General features: G+C 65.0%; 15 protein-coding genes, 2 tRNA genes and 1 pseudogene. 14 read left to right on the top strand and 4 right to left on the bottom strand.

Annotated elements, in window-relative coordinates; genetic code table 11:
• Window positions 1-103 precede the first annotated feature (103 nt).
• The 5 genes and pseudogenes from IB261_RS26950 (at window position 104) to IB261_RS26930 (ending at window position 4945) form a co-directional block, all read left to right on the top strand.
• Window positions 104-289, top strand: coding sequence for a DUF2065 domain-containing protein (locus IB261_RS26950; protein ID WP_037012084.1), 186 nt, complete (start codon window positions 104-106; stop codon window positions 287-289).
• A 35-nt stretch (window positions 290-324) separates the two neighbouring features.
• Window positions 325-1503 (top strand): ATP phosphoribosyltransferase regulatory subunit, encoded by a 1179-nt coding sequence (locus IB261_RS26945; RefSeq protein WP_192383735.1) that lies wholly within the window; start codon window positions 325-327, stop codon window positions 1501-1503.
• 66 nt (window positions 1504-1569) lie between these two features.
• Entirely contained in the window at window positions 1570-2865 is a 1296-nt protein-coding gene (locus IB261_RS26940) for an adenylosuccinate synthase (protein ID WP_081515536.1), read from the top strand.
• A gap of 517 nt (window positions 2866-3382) precedes the next feature.
• A pseudogene (locus IB261_RS26935) lies at window positions 3383-4039 on the top strand (methyl-accepting chemotaxis protein); the annotation flags it as partial.
• Window positions 4040-4060: 21 nt separating this feature from the next.
• Window positions 4061-4945: a methyl-accepting chemotaxis protein gene (locus tag IB261_RS26930; RefSeq protein WP_405307448.1), complete on the top strand. Its 885-nt coding sequence runs from the start codon at window positions 4061-4063 to the stop codon at window positions 4943-4945.
• Window positions 4946-5043: 98 nt separating this feature from the next.
• Here IB261_RS26930 and IB261_RS26925 read toward each other — a convergent pair.
• Together IB261_RS26925 and IB261_RS26920 are read right to left on the bottom strand one after the other, a co-directional pair.
• Window positions 5044-5130 (bottom strand) — tRNA-Leu (locus IB261_RS26925).
• A gap of 146 nt (window positions 5131-5276) precedes the next feature.
• A tRNA-Leu gene (locus IB261_RS26920) sits at window positions 5277-5363 on the bottom strand.
• Between the two features lie 205 nt (window positions 5364-5568).
• Here IB261_RS26920 and rnr point away from each other — a divergent pair.
• From rnr to alr, 8 genes are all read left to right on the top strand, one after another.
• Entirely contained in the window at window positions 5569-8298 is a 2730-nt protein-coding gene (rnr, locus tag IB261_RS26915) for a ribonuclease R (protein ID WP_192383737.1), read from the top strand.
• Window positions 8295-9047, top strand: a complete 753-nt coding sequence (rlmB, locus tag IB261_RS26910) for a 23S rRNA (guanosine(2251)-2'-O)-methyltransferase RlmB (protein ID WP_192383738.1) — start codon at window positions 8295-8297, stop codon at window positions 9045-9047. The genes rnr and rlmB overlap by 4 nt, the downstream gene beginning before the upstream one ends.
• Before the next feature lie 203 nt (window positions 9048-9250).
• On the top strand, window positions 9251-9667 hold the full coding sequence (rpsF, locus tag IB261_RS26905) for a 30S ribosomal protein S6 (RefSeq protein WP_015479136.1): 417 nt from the start codon (window positions 9251-9253) through the stop codon (window positions 9665-9667).
• Window positions 9668-9696: 29 nt separating this feature from the next.
• Window positions 9697-9927 (top strand): 30S ribosomal protein S18, encoded by a 231-nt coding sequence (gene rpsR / locus IB261_RS26900; protein ID WP_003095634.1) that lies wholly within the window; start codon window positions 9697-9699, stop codon window positions 9925-9927.
• Between the two features lie 34 nt (window positions 9928-9961).
• Window positions 9962-10831 (top strand): hypothetical protein, encoded by an 870-nt coding sequence (locus tag IB261_RS26895; protein ID WP_151188491.1) that lies wholly within the window; start codon window positions 9962-9964, stop codon window positions 10829-10831.
• A 21-nt stretch (window positions 10832-10852) separates the two neighbouring features.
• The gene (gene rplI / locus IB261_RS26890) at window positions 10853-11299 is read left to right on the top strand and encodes a 50S ribosomal protein L9 (RefSeq protein WP_015479134.1); all 447 of its coding nucleotides are present in this window, start codon (window positions 10853-10855) and stop codon (window positions 11297-11299) included.
• Window positions 11300-11425: 126 nt separating this feature from the next.
• Complete coding sequence (dnaB, locus tag IB261_RS26885) at window positions 11426-12820, top strand: replicative DNA helicase (protein WP_081515541.1); 1395 nt, start codon at window positions 11426-11428, stop codon at window positions 12818-12820.
• Between the two features lie 68 nt (window positions 12821-12888).
• Window positions 12889-13965 carry an alanine racemase gene (gene alr / locus IB261_RS26880; protein WP_151188490.1) on the top strand — a complete coding sequence of 359 codons (1077 nt, stop codon included), beginning with the start codon at window positions 12889-12891 and terminating at the stop codon, window positions 13963-13965.
• Here alr and IB261_RS26875 read toward each other — a convergent pair whose 3' ends face one another.
• Window positions 13966-15858 (bottom strand): diguanylate cyclase domain-containing protein, encoded by a 1893-nt coding sequence (locus IB261_RS26875; RefSeq protein ID WP_192383739.1) that lies wholly within the window; start codon window positions 15856-15858, stop codon window positions 13966-13968.
• A gap of 210 nt (window positions 15859-16068) precedes the next feature.
• Between IB261_RS26875 and IB261_RS26870 the strand changes: the two genes are divergently transcribed.
• Window positions 16069-18318 (top strand): YgiQ family radical SAM protein, encoded by a 2250-nt coding sequence (locus IB261_RS26870; protein ID WP_192383740.1) that lies wholly within the window; start codon window positions 16069-16071, stop codon window positions 18316-18318.
• A 35-nt stretch (window positions 18319-18353) separates the two neighbouring features.
• On the opposite strand, the gene IB261_RS26865 is transcribed toward IB261_RS26870, so the two are convergent.
• Entirely contained in the window at window positions 18354-18764 is a 411-nt protein-coding gene (locus IB261_RS26865; protein ID WP_081515545.1) for a bacteriohemerythrin, read from the bottom strand.
• Between the last annotated feature and the right edge of the window lie 76 nt (window positions 18765-18840).

The following is an 18840-nucleotide window of genomic DNA, read 5'->3' as shown; positions in this document are numbered from 1 at the left end:
AAGTCTCCGGCGGGCGGCAGCGCCCGCCGGAGAAATCGTGTTATCATGGGTCAGCCGGGAAATCCCGGCTTTTTTGCGTCCGCGAGAATGATGTACGAGAGCCATGTGGCAGGAATTCGGCAAGGCGTTCTGTCTGTTGCTGGTGCTGGAAGGCATCCTTCCATTCCTGTATCCGCGTGGTTGGCGCGACGCCGTGAGCGGGCTCGGGCGCCTTGGCGACCGCAGTCTGAGACTCATCGGGCTGGGCAGCATGCTGCTCGGTACCGTCCTTCTTTACTGCATTCATTGAAGTGCCGCCCGGCCTAAAAAAAGGAGAGAGGCGACATGGCAACGGTAGACCGCTGGCTGCTGCCAGATGGAATCGAAGAAGTGCTGCCACCGGAGGCGGCCCGCGTTGAAGCAGCCCGCCGTCAGGTGCTGGACCTGTTCCAGCGCTGGGGTTACGAGTTCGTCGTCACTCCACATATCGAATACCTGGAATCCCTGCTGACCGGTGCCGGCCAGGATCTGGACCTGCGTACCTTCAAGGTCACCGATCCGGCTTCCGGCCGCCTGATGGGCTTCCGTGCGGACATCACGCCGCAAGTGGCGCGCATGGACGCCCATAGTCTGCGTCGCGAGGGCCCGAACCGGCTGTGCTACGCCGGCAGCGTGCTGCATGCCCGTCCGCGTGCGCTGGCCACTTCGCGCAGTCCGATCCAGCTGGGCGCCGAGCTTTATGGCAACACCGGCTCGGCCGGTGACGTCGAAGTGATCAGTCTGCTGCTCGACATGCTCGAGATGGCCCAGGTGCCGGACGTGCACATGGATCTCGGTCATGTCGGCATCTACCGCGGCCTGGCCCAGGCTGCCGGGCTGTCTGGCGAAGTCGAGCAGCTGCTGTTCGACGCCCTGCAGCGCAAGGCCGTGGACGACGTCGCGGCGCTGACCGAAGGCCTGCCGAGCGAGCTCGCCGGCATGCTTCGTGCGCTCGCCGAGCTGTGCGGCAATCGTGAGGTGCTGGAACAGGCGCGCGAAGTGCTCGCTGGTGCTCCGGCCAACGTCCAGGCGGCGCTGGCTGATCTCACCGCCATCGCCGATTCGCTGGCGGCGCGCTTCCCGCAACTGCCGTTGTACTTCGACCTCGGCGAGCTGCGTGGCTATCACTATCACACGGGCGTGGTGTTTGCCGCGTTCGTGCCTGGGGTTGGCGAGTCCATCGCCCAGGGCGGCCGTTACGACGACATCGGCGCCGATTTCGGCCGTGCGCGTCCGGCCACCGGTTTCTCTACCGACCTCAAGACCCTGGTCACTCTCGGCCGCGCCCAGCTCGACGAGCCGCGCACCGGAGTCTGGGCGCCGGCCGATGGGGCTGGCTTGTGGCAGGCGGTGCAGCAGTTGCGCCGTCAGGGCGTGCGCGTCGTACAGGCGCTGCCCGGGCAGGATGCGGCTTCGGCTTCCGAAGCGGGCTGCGACCAGCAATTGCTGGCTCGCGATGGCAATTGGCAGGTGGCTGCGCTCTGAGGCGCGCCACTTCGAGTTTCTGCCGGCCGCGGCCGGCACCGAACATCCACGATGGGGACAAGAGTTATGGGTAAGAATGTCGTAGTCCTGGGCACTCAGTGGGGTGATGAGGGCAAAGGCAAGATCGTCGACCTGCTGACCGACCAGGCTGCTGCCGTGGTGCGTTACCAGGGCGGCCACAACGCTGGTCATACCCTGGTGGTCGCTGGCGAGAAGACCGTACTGCACCTGATTCCGTCGGGCATCCTGCGCGAAGGCGTGCAGTGCCTGATCGGTAATGGCGTGGTGCTGGCACCCGACGCGCTGATGCGCGAGATCGCCAAGCTGGAAGAAAAGGGCGTACCGGTGCGCGAGCGCCTGCGCATCAGCCCGTCCTGCCCGCTGATCCTGTCCTTCCACGTGGCCCTGGACCAGGCTCGCGAGAAGGCCCGTGGCGACGCGAAGATCGGCACCACCGGTCGCGGCATCGGCCCGGCTTACGAAGACAAAGTGGCCCGTCGCGGCCTGCGCGTGGGCGACCTGTTCCACCGTGAGCGTTTCGCCGCCAAGCTGGGTGAGGTTCTGGACTACCACAACTTCGTCCTGCAGCACTATTACAAGGAGCCGGCCGTCGACTTCCAGAAGACTCTGGACGAGTGCATGGCCTACGCCGAAGAACTGAAGCCGCTGATGGCCGACGTGACCTCGACCCTGCACGACCTGCGCCGCGCCAACGAGAACATCATGTTCGAAGGTGCCCAGGGTTCGCTGCTGGACATCGACCACGGCACCTACCCGTTCGTCACCAGCTCCAACACCACCGCTGGCGGCACCGCCACCGGCTCGGGCTTCGGTCCGCTGTACCTGGACTACATCCTGGGTATCACCAAGGCCTACACCACTCGCGTGGGTTCCGGCCCGTTCCCGACCGAGCTGTTCGATGACGTTGGTGCACGCCTGGCCAAGGTCGGTCACGAGTTCGGCGCCACCACCGGCCGTGCCCGTCGTTGCGGCTGGTTCGATGCCGTCATCCTGCGTCGCGCCATCGAGATCAACAGCCTGTCCGGCCTGTGCCTGACCAAGCTGGACGTCCTCGACGGCCTGGAAGTCGTGCGCATCTGCACCGGCTACAAGAACGCCGCCGGCGAACTGCTGACCGACGCGCCGACCGACGCCGACAGCTACATCGGCCTGCAGCCGATCTACGAAGACCTGCCGGGCTGGAGCGAATCCACCGTCGGTGTTCAGACCCTGGAAGGCCTGCCGGCCAATGCGCGTGCTTACATCAAGCGCATCGAGGAGCTGGTCGGTGCGCCCATCGACATCATCTCCACCGGCCCGGACCGCGCCGAGACCATCGTCCTGCGCCATCCGTTCGGCTGATCCTCAGCTGCACACTGCAACGGGCCGCTCATGCGGCCCGTTGTCGTTTCCGAGGTTTGGTTTTTCGCAGCGGCACGCGCTTTGCTGGTGAAACGGATTGGCGCCTTTCGCGCCAGACATCCGTTACGTCCGGAGGAAGCCCGCCGTGTCCGCCGTCCTGTCTTTATTGCGCAGTCGCTTGCTGCGCCCCGCTTTCATCGCCCTGGGAGTCGCGCTGCTGGTGCAGCTGGCGATTGCCCTCTGGCTTACCCGTAGCACCGTCGATGGTCTGGTCAGCGACCTGGGGGCGCACCTGGGTAACGAATCGCAACGCCTGGCCGGCGAGCTGGAGCAGGCCGGCAAGGAAGTGACTTCCGGGCTGAACGATCTTTCCGCGCGCACTCGCGAGCGTCTGGGCTCTGCGCTCTCTGCGCGGCTGGAGGAAGAGCAGGGCCAGTTGCGTGAGGGGCTGGAGCAGAACCTGCGCCAGTCCGCCACGGAATTGGCGCAGTTGCTCGCCGCCGTGGCGCCCAAGGCCATGTGGGACAACGACGTGCCGGTGCTCTCCGACTATGCCCGGCGCGCCCAGGCCAACCCCAATGTGCTCTTTGTGGTCTACGACGATCCGCAGGGCCAGCACCTGACCCGCTACCTCAATCGAGAGGATGTGCGGGTGCAGGCGCTGCTGGAGAAGGGCAAGGGCGAGCGCGCCCTGGACAAGGTGCTGGAGGCGGCAAGCCACGACAGCTCGGTGTTTCTCGTCGAGGCGCCGATCAGTCCCAATGGCGTGGTCATCGGTACGGTGCGTCTGGGCGTTTCCACTGATGCCATCGAGAAGCAGATCGCCGCACTGGACCAGCGCTTCTCCGCCCTGGTTGCCAGCGGCGATCAGCTCGTGGGCGACAGCCTTGCAGGCGCTGCGGCGGACAGCACCAGGGCGCTTACCGCGCGTCTGCAATCGGCGAAGCAGGCGGCGGACGGCATGAGTCAGAGTGCGAAGGCTTCCATCGAAGAGGCGGCGGGAACGCTGCGCTGGCGTATCGGCATGGGGCTGCTGCTGGTAGGGCTTGGTGTATTGCTCTGCCTGGCTGTCGTGCTCGGTCGGCGTGTGGTGAATCGCCTGCGCTTGCTGATCGATGCGCTGAATGACCTGGCGGCCGGGGAGGGTGACCTGACTCGGCGCGTGCGCCTGGATAGTCGTGACGAGCTGGGTGAGATGGCGACGGCGGTGAACCGCTTCGTCGATAAGCTCCAGCCCATCGTGCGTGAGGCGGGGCAGGTGGCGCAGCAGACCGGCAGTGAAATCGCCGCGCTGGCCAGTCGCAGCGCCAGTGCCGAGGCGGCGGCGGACCGGCAGCGCAATGAGGTGGCCGGTAGCCTGGAGGCGCTCTCGGGCATGGCGGCGGAGGCGGAAATGGAGAGCCGCTCCATGCAGGCGGCGTTGGCGCGGATCGGCGAGATCCGCAAGGCGGCGCAGGACAATGCGGCCATCGCTCGCAAGGTGGGTGGCCTGATCGAAACCCTGGAATCCCGCGTGCAGAATGGCGCCGGCGTGATCGAGCGCCTGGCGCGGCAGAGCGAGCAGATCGAAGTGGTGCTCTCGGTAATCCATGGCATCGCCGAGCAGACGAATCTTTTGGCGCTGAACGCGGCCATCGAGGCGGCGCGTGCTGGCGAGAGTGGGCGCGGGTTCGCCGTGGTGGCGGACGAGGTGCGTGCATTGGCCAGCAAGACCCAGCAATCCACGGGTGATATCCAGTCGCACATCGGGGCGTTGCAGGAGGGTGCGCGCGAGGCGGTATCCGCTATCGGGCAGGCTCGCGAGCAGGCGGTGCAGGGTTTGGCTGCGCTGCAGGACAGCGAGCGCCTGCAGCGCGAAGTGCAGAGCGCGGTGGAGGAGGTGCACGGCGCCATCGAGGCGGCGACTCATTCGGCGCAACAGCAGGCGGCCGGCGCCGCGGCGGTGCGTGGGCGGGTCGAGGTGATCCATGCCGAGGCGAGTCGCGCGGCGGAAGCGGTGAGTGCGACGGCCAGCAGCGGGCGGGTGCTCGATGGCTTGGCCGGTCAGCTGCGCGCCAGTCTGGGGCAGTTCAAGGCTTGAGGTTGGTAGACCTCGCCGGGCGTTCGCGCCTGGCGAGGTAAAAGACGGAATGCCGAAAACAAAAAAGCCGAGCTATGCTCGGCTTTTTCGTTTGAAGATGGTGCCCAGGAGAAGACTCGAACTTCCACGGTGTTGCCACCGCTAGGACCTGAACCTAGTGCGTCTACCAATTCCGCCACCTGGGCATGCTTTTCAGCATGGGGTGCGATGATCGCTCATCGTCTTGCGGTGATGCAACCCTTGGTTGCATCTGACGGTCTATTGTTCGGTTATCAGGGTTCCGAACCCGCCTGATAAAGCCTGTCAGAGACTGACTTTATCCTTGAATAAGTGGTGCCCAGGAGAAGACTCGAACTTCCACGGTGTTGCCACCGCTAGGACCTGAACCTAGTGCGTCTACCAATTCCGCCACCTGGGCACTGGAGTCGATGATTACTCATCGTTTCCGTGTTACAACATCTGTCTGACGCTGTGGGCGCGAACTATACGGAGAGCGTTTTCGCTTGTAAACCCCTGATGCGATAAAAAATTTATTCTTGCCCGAAGCTGACCGACGGGCGGGTTTCGCGCTTCAATAAGCACATGGCGATCCATATCCCTATATATAAGGTGACCGCACTTTAATGGCCGATTGGCAAAACCTCGATCCCGAGGCCGCCCGCGAGGCGGAAAAATACGACAACCCCATCCCCAGCCGTGAACTCATCCTGGCGCACCTTGCCGAGCGCGGCGCCCCCGCGACGCGGTCCCAGCTGATGGACGAACTCGGCCTCTCCGGCGAAGAGCCCGAAGAAGCACTGCGCCGCCGACTGCGCGCCATGGAGCGCGACGGCCAGCTTATCTATACCCGCCGTGGCGCCTATGCCCCGGTGGACAAGCTCGACCTGATCCTTGGCCGCATCGCCGGCCACCGCGACGGCTTCGGCTTCCTGATCCCCGATGACGGCAGCGACGACCTGTTCCTCAGCCCGACGCAGATGCGCCTGGTGTTCGACGGCGACCGCGCCCTGGCGCGCGTGTCGGGCTTCGACCGCCGTGGTCGCCGCGAAGGCGCGATAGTAGAAGTGGTCGAGCGCGCCCACGAGACCATCGTTGGTCGCTACTTCGACGAGAGCGGCATCGGCACGGTCGTGGCGGACAATCCGAAAATCCAGCAGGAAGTGCTGATCCCGCCGGGCAAGGCTGGCAAGGCCAAGCACAACCAGTTCGTCCAGGTGCGCATCGACGTGTGGCCGAGCGTGCATCGCCAGGCCCAGGGTGAAGTGGTGGAAGTGCTCGGCGACTACATGGCGCCGGGCATGGAAATCGAAGTCGCCCTGCGCAGCTACGACATTCCCCACACCTGGCCGGAGGCCGTGGAGAAGGAAGCCGCCAAGCTCAAGCCCGAAGTGCTGGAGAAGGACAAGGAGAAGCGCGTCGACCTGCGCGCCCTGCCTTTCGTCACCATCGACGGCGAGGACGCCCGCGACTTCGACGACGCGGTCTACGCCGAGAAGCGCAAGGGTGGCGGCTGGAAGCTGTTCGTCGCCATCGCCGACGTCTCTCATTATGTGAAGGTCGGTTCGGCCCTGGATGAAGAGGCGGCCAAGCGCGGCAACTCGGTGTACTTCCCCGAGCGCGTGATCCCGATGCTGCCGGAGATTCTTTCCAACGGCCTGTGCTCCCTGAATCCGCTGGTCGATCGTCTGGCCATGGTCTGCGAGATGAATCTCTCCAAGGCCGGCAAGATGACCGACTACCAGTTCTACGAGGCGGTCATCCATTCCCATGCGCGCCTGACCTACACCAAGGTCAGTCAGTACCTGGAAACCCCGGACAGCCCCGAAGGCCAGCGCCTGAAGGAACAGCTGCCGGCGGTGGTGCCGCACCTCAATACCCTTTATGACCTGTACAAGGTCCTCGTCGGCGCGCGTCACGTGCGTGGCGCGATCGATTTCGAGACCCAGGAAACCCGCATCGTCTTCGGCGCGGACCGCAAGATCTCGGAAATCCGCCCGACCCAGCGCAACGATGCGCACAAGCTGATCGAGGAATGCATGCTGGCGGCCAACGTCGCCACCGCCAAGTTCCTCGAGAAGCACGCCATCCCGGCGCTGTACCGCGTCCACGACGGCCCGCCGCAGGAAAAGCTGAACAACCTGCGCCAGTTCCTCGGCGAACTGGGCCTGACGCTCTATCGCGGCAAGGGCGACCCGACCCCGGCGGACTACCAGAAGCTGCTGGAGTCCATCCAGGGCCGCCCGGACCTGCAACTGATCCAGACCGTGATGCTGCGCTCCTTGAGCCAGGCGGTGTACAGCCCCGAGAACGCCGGCCACTTTGGCCTGAACTACGAGGCCTACACCCACTTCACCTCGCCGATTCGCCGTTACCCGGACCTGCTGACCCACCGCGCCATCCGTGGCCTGATCCGCTCCAAGGCGGCTTCCGAGCACGTGCAACGCGTTGGCGCCGCCAGCATGCCGAAAGCGCGCATCTATCCGTACGATGAAGCCCGTCTGGCCCAACTGGGCGAGCAGTGTTCGTTGACCGAGCGCCGCGCCGACGAGGCGACCCGTGACGTCACCAACTGGCTGAAGTGCGAGTTCATGCGCGAGCGCGTGGGCGAGACCTTCCCCGGCGTGATCACTGCGGTGACTGGCTTCGGCATCTTCGTCGAGCTGAGCGACATCTATGTGGAAGGCCTGGTGCATGTCACTGCACTGCCCGGCGACTACTACCACTTCGATGCCGTGCATCATCGCCTGAGTGGCGAGCGCACCGGCCGCAGCTTCCGTCTTGGCGATACCGTCGAGGTAGTCGTCGCGCGTGTCGACCTGGACGAGCGCAAGATCGACTTCGAGCTCTCCGACAACGTGCTCAGCGCGCCCATCGGCCGCAAGAAGCGTGGCGAGAAGGCCGAACCGGTCGCCAAGGGTAAAGCGGCCAAGGGCCGGGCGCCCAAGGCTGTGGCGGCGAAAGACAAACCGGCGCGGGCTCCGCGTGCGGTGGTGGACGATCCGTACCTCGCGCCGGATGTTGCCGTGCAGCCGCGCAAGCGCAAGGTCGGCGTGGTCCAGGCGCTGCCGTCGGTAGCCCCTGAAATGCTCGCCAAGGCCGACGAAATGCTCGGCAATACCGATGTGCGCAAGAGTCGCGAAGTGAAGAAGGCGCTGCTCGAAGAGGCCAAGGTTGGCGGCAACAAGCCGGCGGCCGGTAAAGGCAAGGGCGCCCCCGCTGCGGGCAAGCCGCGCAATCCTTCGAAACAGAAAGCCCGGTCCGCCAAGTCCTCCAAGCACCGCAAGGGCTCTGCTGCGCCCAAGGCGGGAGCCACTGGCGGCGCGCCGGCCAGCAAGCGTAAGGCGAAGAAATGAGTCAATGGGAACAGGTCTACGGAGTCCATGCCGTAGAAGCGCTGCTGCGCCATCACCCGAAACGGGTCAAGCAGCTGTGGCTGGCCGAAGGCCGTCAGGACCCGCGCGTGCAGGCGCTGGTCGAGCTGGCCGGGCAGGCGCGCGTGCCGGTGGGCACGCGCGACCGCAAGGAGCTGGATGAGTGGGCCGAGGGCGTACACCAGGGCGTGGTCGCCGAGGTCAGCCCGAGCCAGGTGTGGGGCGAGAACATGCTGGAGGAGCTGCTGGAGCGCTCCGCCGGCCCGGCGCTGCTGCTGGTGCTGGACGGCGTGACCGACCCGCACAACCTCGGCGCCTGCCTGCGCACCGCCGATGCGGCGGGTGCGCTGGCGGTGATCGTGCCGAAGGACAAGTCCGCCACCCTCAACGCCACCGTGCGTAAAGTGGCCTGCGGCGCAGCCGAAGTCATCCCGCTGGTGGCCGTGACCAACCTCGCGCGCACCCTGGAGAAGCTCCAGCAGCGCGGCCTGTGGATCGTCGGCACTGCCGGCGAGGCGACCCAGATGCTCTATGAACTCGACCTCACCGGGCCGACCGTGCTGGTGATGGGCGCCGAGGGCAAGGGCATGCGCCGTCTGACCCGCGATCACTGTGACTACCTGGCCAAGCTGCCGATGCAGGGCAGCGTCAGCAGCCTGAACGTCTCGGTGGCTACCGGTGTGTGCCTGTTCGAGATCGTCCGCCAGCGCGAGCTCAAGACAGGCGCCTGACGTCCCCACGCGAGGCGGCCCCTGCCGCCTCGCGCTGTTCAAAGTTTCACCAGTTTTCCTTGCGCCCCCCGGCGCGCTTCTCTAGAATGTCGGCCCTTGTCGTCCGGGCAGGCGTTCGCGCGTGCTTCCGAGCGACAAGGAAAAAATCATTCACTCCTTGTCTGACCGCTTTGTCGGCAGGCTGCAATCCGTAAGGAGCATTTATGCGTCATTACGAAATCGTGTTCCTGGTTCACCCGGACCAGAGCGAACAAGTCGGTGGCATGGTCGAGCGTTACACCAAGGCCATCGAAGAAGACGGCGGCAAAGTCCACCGTCTGGAAGACTGGGGCCGTCGTCAGCTGGCTTACGCCATCAACAACGTGCACAAGGCTCACTACGTTCTGATGAACGTCGAGTGCACCGCCAAGGCCCTGGCAGAAATGGAAGACAACTTCCGTTACAACGACGCCGTGATCCGTAACATGGTCATCCGTCGCGACGAAGCCGTCACCGGCCAGTCCGAAATGCTGAAGGCCGAAGAGAGCCGCAACGAGCGCCGCGAGCGCCGTGAGCGTCCCGAATCGAACGAGGGCGAGTCCGCTGACGGCGAAGATAGCCGCGACAGCGCTGACGAGTAATCCCGGACCAGTATTGAGGAGCCACACACATGGCACGTTTCTTCCGTCGTCGTAAGTTCTGCCGTTTCACCGCTGAAGGCGTGAAAGAGATCGATTACAAGGATCTCAACACCCTGAAGGCCTACGTTTCCGAAACCGGCAAGATCGTTCCGAGCCGTATCACCGGCACCAAGGCCAAGTACCAGCGTCAGCTGGCGACCGCTATCAAGCGCGCCCGCTACCTGGCCCTGCTTCCCTACACCGACAGCCACGGCCGTTGATCGGGCAGTCGACTGGAATTGATGGATAGATCGCATGCGCGCATTGGCTGAATTTGTCATGCGAGGCCGCATGCAGGCGACCCTGGTGGTCGTCGCAGCCGCGGTACTGCAGCCTTTGTTCTGGCTCGGTGCCGCAGCAGGCAGTCTGGTGCTGTTGCGCCGTGGTCCCAGCGATGCCTTTGGCATCCTGGCCTGGGCGCTGCTTCCGGCACTGGCCTGGTGGTACCTGGGTGACCCCAGCGTGAGTCTGGTTCTGGTGGGTAGTGCCGTGCTGGCGCAGGTTCTGCGCAGCAAGGTGTCCTGGAATCAGGTGATGCTGGCGAGCGTTGTGCTCGGTGCGGTGTTCGTGCTGCTGCTCAGCACGGTGTCGGCCGGGTTGGTCGCAGGTCTGGCCGATGCATTCGGCAAGGCCCTGCCGCAGGTTCTGGCCGAAGCCAAGCTTTCGCCGGAACAGATGGCCGCCCTGCAGGCGGAGATGGTCCCGACCATCACCGGCCTGATGGCAGCCTCGCTGCAGACGATCAGCCTGTTGTGCCTGATGCTGGCGCGTTATTGGCAAGCAGTACTGTTCAACCCGGAAGGGTTTGGCCGCGAGTTCCGCGCACTGCGCTTGTCGCCGGGCACGGCTTTGGCGCTGCTGGTCGGCGTTGTGGCTCTGCCCTTCGCAGGTCCCGCGGCCACCATGCTGGCGCCGCTGTGCATGATCCCGCTGCTGTTCGCCGGGATCGCACTGGGGCACGGCCTGGCCGCGCTGAAGAAGCTTCCGGGCTTCTGGCTGGCACCGCTGTACCTGCTGGTATTCGTACTGGGCAATGTGATCTGTCTTGTCGCCGTAGTCGACAGTCTGTTTGATTTTCGCGGTCGTCTGGCAAAGCGCCAGAAAGCTGCGAACGGTGAAGGTTAAAAGTTAAGAGGTAAGACTCAAATGGAAGTCATCCTGCTGGAAAAGATCGCCAAACTGGGCAACCTGGGCGACAAGCTGAACGTAAAGGGCGGTTACGCTCGTAACTACCTGCTGCCGCAGGGCAAAGCCACCGCTGCCACCGCTGCCAACGTCGCTGCTTTCGAAGAGCGCCGTGCAGAGCTGGAAAAAGCCGCTGCTGAGAAAAAAGCTGCTGCTGAAGCTCGTGCTGCCCAACTGGCCGAACTGATCGTGACCATCGGCGCCCACGCTGGCGACGAAGGCAAGCTGTTCGGTTCGATCGGCACCCGCGACATCGCCGACGCCGTTTCGGCTGCCGGCTACCCGCTGGAAAAGAGCGAAGTTCGCCTGCCCGACGGCGCCCTGCGCGCTGTAGGCGAATACAACATCGAAGTGCAACTGCACATGGATGTTGATGCAACCCTGCACGTGGTTGTAGTCGCCGAGTAAGCGATCCGTCGCTAGGACGATTCACACGGCTTGCCTGGGTGAATCAGTCCAATAACAATGGGCACGGTACCGATCCTCGGTCCGTGCCCTTTGTTTTTCCGCCGTTTCACACAACACGAAGAGCCCATGAACGACATCACCATCCCCGAGCAATACGACCTGCAGACCGCTTCCCTCAAGGTGCCGCCGCACTCGATCGAAGCCGAACAGGCGGTGCTGGGTGGCCTGATGCTCGACAACAATGCATGGGAGCGCGTCTCCGACGCCGTGTCCGATGGCGACTTCTACCGCCATGACCATCGCCTGATCTTCCGCGCCGTCTACAAGCTCGCCGAAGCCAACCAGCCGATCGACGTGGTGACCCTGTCCGAGATGCTCGAGCGCGAAGGGCAACTGTCCCAGGTGGGCGGCCTCGCGTACCTTGCCGAGCTGGCGAAGAACACGCCCTCGGTGGCGAACATCAAGGCCTACGCGAACATCATCCGCGAGCGCGCCACGTTGCGGCAGCTGATCGGCATCAGCAGCGATATCGCCGACAGTGCCTTCAACCCCGAGGGGCGCAGCGCCAACGAAGTGCTCGACGAAGCCGAGCGGCGGATCTTCGAGATCGCCGAAGCGCGCCCCAAGACCGGCGGCCCGGTGGGCATCGGCGACATCCTGGTCAAGACCATCGACCGCATCGACCACCTGTTCAACACCTCGGATGCGCTGACCGGCATCACCACCGGCTTCACCGACCTCGACGAGAAGACCAGTGGCCTGCAGCCGTCCGACCTGATCATCGTTGCCGGCCGTCCGTCGATGGGCAAGACCACCTTCGCCATGAACCTGGTGGAGAACGCCCTGATGCGCAGCGACAAGGCGATCCTGGTGTACTCCCTGGAGATGCCCTCCGATTCCATCGTGATGCGTATGCTCGCCTCGCTCGGTCGCATCGACCAGACCAAGGTGCGTACCGGCAAGCTGGACGACGAGGATTGGCCGCGCCTGACCTCGGCGGTGAACCTGCTCAGCGACCGCAAGCTGTTCATCGATGACACCGCCGGCATCTCGCCCTCGGAAATGCGTGCGCGTACCCGCCGCCTCTCCCGCGAGCACGGCGAGATCGGCATGATCATGGTCGACTACCTGCAGCTGATGCAGATCCCCGGTTCCGCTGGCGACAACCGGACCAACGAGATTTCCGAGATTTCCCGCTCGCTGAAGGCGCTGGCGAAGGAATTCAACTGCCCGGTGGTAGCGCTCTCCCAGCTCAACCGCTCGCTGGAACAGCGCCCCAACAAGCGCCCGGTGAACTCCGACCTGCGTGAATCCGGAGCGATCGAGCAGGACGCCGACGTGATCATGTTCGTCTACCGCGACGAGGTGTATCACCCCGAGACCGAGTTCAAGGGCGTCGCCGAGATCATCCTCGGCAAGCAGCGTAACGGCCCCATCGGCACCGTGCGGGTGGCCTTCCTCGGCCGCTACAGCCGCTTCGAGAACCTCGCCCCCGGCATGTACAACTTCGAAGACGAGTAACGATGCCGCATTCCGCGTGACCGACGGGCGCCTTAAGATAGGCGCCCGTTTTCATTGCAGAGACAGCCATGCGCCCGCTCGTCGCCCACGTCGATCTAGCCGCCATTCGCCACAACTACGCCGTCGCCAAGCGCTGCGCGCCCGGGCGTGAAGCCTTCGCGGTGGTCAAGGCGAATGCCTACGGGCATGGCGCGCGGGAGGTGGTGAGCTGCCTGCACGACGAGGCCGACGGCTTTGCGGTGGCCTGCCTGGAAGAGGCCGCCGAGGTGCGCGCGCTGCACGCCGGCGCCCGCATCCTGCTGCTGGAGGGCTGCTTCGAACCCTCGGAATACCTGATCGCCGCCCAGCTACGCCTGGACGTGGCGGTGCAAGGCCCCGAGCAGGCCCAGGCATTGCTCGCCGCGCAGTTGCCCAGCGCGCTCAATGTGTGGATGAAGCTGGATACCGGCATGCACCGCCTGGGCTTCTCGCCCGAAGAGCTGCGCGACTGGCATCCGCGCCTGCGCCAGGTGCCGCAGGTGGCCGAGCTGAACCTGATGAGCCACTTCGCCAACGCCGACCTGCGCGGCGACGAGCTGACCGAAGATCAGGTGGCCTGCTTCCTCAGTGTGCTGGACCTGGATTTCGACCTGCGCTCGCTGGCCAACTCCGCCGCGGTGCTGACCATTCCCGCCGCGCACATGGACTGGATTCGCCCCGGCATCATGCTCTACGGCGCCACGCCCTTCGCCGATATCGGTGCTGCCGAGCTGGGCCTGCGCCCGGCCATGAGCCTCGAGGCGCAGCTGATTGCCGTGCGCGAAGTGGCGGTCGGTGAGAGTGTTGGTTACGGGGCAACCTGGGTGGCCGAGCGGCCTTCGCGCATCGGCACCGTGAGCTGCGGGTATGCCGATGGTTATCCACGCCACGCGCCGAGCGGTACGCCGGTGCTGGTGGATGGCCAGCGCACGGTGCTGGCCGGGCGCGTGTCCATGGACATGCTGGCGGTGGACCTGACCGACCTGCCCAATGCCGCCGTGGGCGACCGCGTCGAGCTGTGGGGCGCCAACCTGCCAGTGGATGAAGTGGCGGCCCACGCCGGGACCATCGGCTACGAGCTGCTGACCAAGGTCACTGCTCGCGTGCCGCGCCGCTACCGCAACTGATCAGGCGCGGTCTTCGCTCTCCAGCCATTCGCTTTCCAGCCATTCTTTTTCCGGCCAGAGCTCGCTGGTTTCGCCAGCGGCTTCGCTGGCCATGGCATAGGCCGCGCGCCCGTTGCCCTTCACTTCGTAGAGCACCTGGTCGGCGGCCTTGTAGAGCTTGCTGAACTGCATCGCATGGCTGGGGTAGATGGCCACGCCGATGCTCGGCGTGACGCGCAGTTCCAGCGTTTCGAACCTCACCGGGCGCGCCAGTTCGTTGAGGATGCGGCAGGCGATCTCCTTGGCGTGGCTCTCGGCATCCGGGCCGGAGATCAGCGCCGCGAATTCGTCGCCGCCCAGGCGCGCCACGCAGTCGCTGCCGCGCACGCACTGGCGCAGGCGATTGCCGACGTTCTGCAGCATGAAGTCCCCGGCGTCATGGCCGTAGCTGTCGTTGATCGGCTTGAAGTGGTCCAGGTCGATCAGCATCAGCGCCAGTGTCTCGCCGTTCTGCTGGGCGCTGGCCAGGGCGTGTTCGGCGTGCTCCACCAGGTAGCGGCGGTTCGGCAGGCCGGTCAGCGTGTCGTAGTGCGCGGCGTGCTGCAGCTGTACTTCACGCTCGCGCAGCAGTTGGTTGCTCTGGGTGAGTTCGGCGGTGCGCTCGGCCACGGCGGTCGCCAGGTCCTGCTGGGCGCTTTGCATCAGCGTCAGGCGCGCGCTTTTCTCCCGGTCGGCCTGTTCCAGCGCCTGGGCGCGCTCGCGCTTGAGGCCCTGGATGCGCGAGGTGAGGGCGAAGGAAAACAGCACCGACTCCATGGCCACGGCAATGGGGAAGATGTACGAGGTCAGCGGCGAAGGTTGCACCACGCCGGTGGCGCGCAGCACTGAAATGCTCACGCTGGTCAGCACCAGGCCGAAGCCGAGCAGGTAGAGGAACGCCGGGAACGAGCCCTGGCGCCAGCGCACCAGGGCGCCGCCGAGCGCCGCCGGTACGCCGATCAAGGTGATCGCCACCAGCATCCAGCCGGCCACGCCACGCAGGTGCAGGGCGCCGAGGACGATGGTCAGCACATACAGCGCGCAGTTCAGGTTCAGCAGCCAGTGCGACCAGCGCACATGGCGGCGGGTCTGCAGCAGGGTGATGGTGAAGCGATGCACGCACAGGCCCCAGAGCGAGGGCAGGGTGATGCGGTCCAGCCACCAGGGCACCGGGTGGTCCGGCCAGAAGTACTCGAAGCCGTGCCCGCTCATCCCCAGGCTGAACAGCAGCGCGCTGGCGGTGGTCAGCACGTACCAGAAGTACGCCGGGTCGCGCAGGGTCAGCAGGATGAACAGGTTGTACAGCAGCAGCGCGGCGATCAGGCCGTAGATGAAACCGAGAAACAGGCTGGTATCGGCGCGGTGGTCCTGCAGGTCGTTCAGCGACCAGATGCGCAGCGGGAAGGAGTTGCCGGCCGGATCGTAGACGCGGGCGTAGAGGCGCACCGGACCGCTGCCTTCGGGCAGATGGAAGACCGGGCGGCGGTAGTCGCGGTCGCGGCCCTGGGCGAAGGGCACGGCCTCACCGGACAGCGTTTCCCGGTAGATGCCCCGTTCGTCGGGTACGTAGAGACGAAAATCCTTGAGGTTGACCGCGTCCACTTCCAGCCACCAGCCGCCCTGCGGGGTGGTGCGGCGGTCGAGGTCCAGGCGCAGCCACCAGCCGTCCGGGCTCTGGCCGACGCTGGTGCGGCCGTTGGCAGGCACGAAATCGCGGCTGGCCTGCACGGCTTCCAGCGACAGCGGGCCATCACGTTCCTGCAGCAGTTCGAGGTGATCGTTGAGCCAGGCACCGCTGGCCTTGTCGTCCAGTTCGAAGGCTAGCGCCGTGTGGCAGAACAGCAGGGTAAGCAACAGCACGAAGGCACGACGCACGACAGGTACTCCCTGGCCTGGGAGGGGTGGCCAGGCTGACTGCGGATAGTGGCTGGAGTATAGCCAGATGATGGCACTTGCAATCTACCGTGCGCCGGCTAAATCCCAGTTAAATCTGAGTTCACTGGTCGGGTGTTGTACACTTTTTGTGCTATATTCCGCGCCCGCGTTTTTCCGCGATACCTACTTAGAGATACCCCGGTGCCCGTGATGCAAGCCGCCAAGCCGTTGTTCGACTATCCCAAGTTCTGGGCCGAGTGTTTCGGCCCGGCGCCGTTCCTGCCCATGAGCAAGGAAGAGATGGATCAGCTGGGTTGGGATTCCTGCGACATCATCATCGTCACCGGGGATGCCTACGTTGACCATCCGTCGTTCGGCATGGCCATCATCGGCCGTCTGCTGGAGGCCCAGGGCTTCCGCGTGGGCATCATTGCCCAGCCGGACTGGCGCTCGAAAGACGACTTCATGAAGCTCGGCCAGCCGAACCTGTTCTTCGGCGTGGCGGCAGGCAACATGGACTCGATGATCAACCGCTATACCGCGGACAAGAAGATCCGCAGCGATGACGCCTATACGCCGGGCGGCCTGGCCGGCAAGCGCCCTGATCGCGCCAGCCTGGTCTACAGCCAGCGTTGCAAGGAGGCCTACAGCGAGACCCCGGTGATCCTCGGCGGCATCGAGGCTTCGCTGCGCCGCATCGCCCACTACGACTACTGGCAGGACAAGGTGCGTCGCTCCATCCTGATGGACGCCACTGCCGACATCCTGCTGTACGGCAACGCCGAACGCGCCGTGGTGGAGATCGCCCAGCGCCTGGCTTCCGGCGAGACGGTCGAGGAGATCACCGACGTGCGCGGCACCGCCTTTGTGCGCCGCGACACCCCCGAAGGCTGGTTCGAGGTGGACTCCACCCGCATCGACCGTCCGGGCAAGGTCGACAAGATCATCAACCCGTACGTGAACACCCAGGACACCGCCGCCTGCGCCATCGAGCAGGAGAAGGGCGAGCAGGAAGACCCGAACGAAGCCAAGGTCGTGCAGCTGCTGGCACACCCGCGCCTGGAGCGCGATCGCACGGTGATCCGCCTGCCATCGTTCGAGAAGGTGCGCAGCGACGCGGTGCTCTATGCCCACGCCAACCGCGTGCTGCACCTGGAGACCAACCCGGGCAACGCCCGCGCCCTGGTGCAGAAGCATGGCGAGGTGGACGTGTGGTTCAACCCGCCGCCCATCCCGATGAGCACCGAGGAAATGGACTACGTGTTCGGCATGCCCTATGCGCGCGTGCCGCACCCGCTGTACGGCAAGGAGAAGATCCCGGCCTACGAGATGATCCGTTTCTCGGTGAACATCATGCGGGGCTGCTTCGGTGGCTGCACCTTCTGCTCGATCACCGAGCACGAGGGGCGGATCATCCAGAACCGCTCCCACGAATCGATCCTCGCCGAGATCGAGGAGATGCGTAAGGTGCCGGGCTTCACCGGTGTGGTCTCCGACCTCGGCGGCCCGACTGCCAACATGTACCGCATCGCCTGCAAGGACCCGGAGATCGAGCGTCACTGCCGCAAGCCGTCCTGCGTGTGGCCGGGCATCTGCGAGAACCTCAACACCGACCACTCCTCGCTCATCGAGCTGTACCGCAAGGCCCGCGCCCTGCCGGGCGTGAAGAAGATCCTGATCGCCTCCGGCCTGCGTTACGACCTCGCCGTGCAGTCGCCCGAGTACGTCAAGGAACTGGTGACGCACCACGTCGGCGGCTACCTGAAGATCGCGCCGGAGCACACCGAGGAAGGCCCGCTGTCGAAGATGATGAAGCCGGGCATCGGCACCTACGACACCTTCAAGCGCATGTTCGAGAAGTTCTCCAAGGAGGCGGGCAAGGAGCAGTACCTGATCCCGTACTTCATCGCGGCGCACCCGGGCACCACCGACGAGGACATGATGAACCTCGCCCTGTGGCTCAAGCGCAACGGCTTCCGCGCGGACCAGGTGCAGGCGTTCTATCCCTCGCCCATGGCCAGCGCGACCGCCATGTACCACTCGGGCAAGAACCCGCTGCGCAAGGTCACCTACAAGAGCGACAGCGTGACCATCGTCAAGAGCGACCAGCAGCGCCGCCTGCACAAGGCCTTCCTGCGCTACCACGACCCGAAGGGCTGGCCGATGCTGCGCGAAGCGCTGGAGCGCATGGGCCGCGCCGACCTGATCGGCAACGGCAAGCACCACCTGATCCCGACCTACCAGCCGCAGACCGACGAGTACCAGAGCGCGCGCCGCAAGAACTCCACCCCGGCCGGCAGCAAGAAGGCCGGCCAGCCGCTGCTGACCCAGCACACCGGCCTGCCGCCGCGCGCCAGCAATGGCTCCAAGCCGTGGAACAAGACCGAGGAAGGCAAGGCCACCGGCTACGCCAAGGGCAAGAAACGCACCACCAAGCGGCAGCCGAATATCCCGCGCTGATCCGTCTGCCCGTGCTGTGAAAAAAGGCGTGCCCGCTATGCGGTCACGCCTTTTTGCTGGAAGAAGCTCACGTAAGCCTTGTCCACCTTGAGAATGTGGTGGATCAGCCAGGCCTTGAGCAGCTCCAGCGCCTCGACCGAGACCGCCTCGCCATCCTCATGACGGTACAGCAGGTCGATGATCTGCCGGTTGAAGCGGTCGTGCTCGGCGCGGTGCGCTTCCTCGTCCGGGTAGCCCAGGCGCTGGAACAACACCTCCTCGACGATGAAGTGGTTCATCGTGTACTCCACCAGTTGCTCCAGCAGCTCGCCGATGGGCTGGCCCTCGCCGTCGGCGCCGTTGAGGCTGTCGTACAGCGCGTTGGTGAGGTCGACCAGCCAGCGGTGCTGTTCATCGATCCGCTCGATTCCGATCACGAACTCGTCGTTCCAGGGCATGAAGCTCATCCGTGTACTCCTTGGGGTGGAAGCGCAGATCATCCCGATCCGCCACCATGAAACCGTGACGCCAATCAATCAAAGT

The organism is Pseudomonas sp. PDM20, from assembly GCF_014852575.3.
Lineage (GTDB): Bacteria > Pseudomonadota > Gammaproteobacteria > Pseudomonadales > Pseudomonadaceae > Pseudomonas.
Note: the sequence above shows the minus strand (reverse complement) of the source record. Positions and strands in the feature narration are given on the sequence as shown.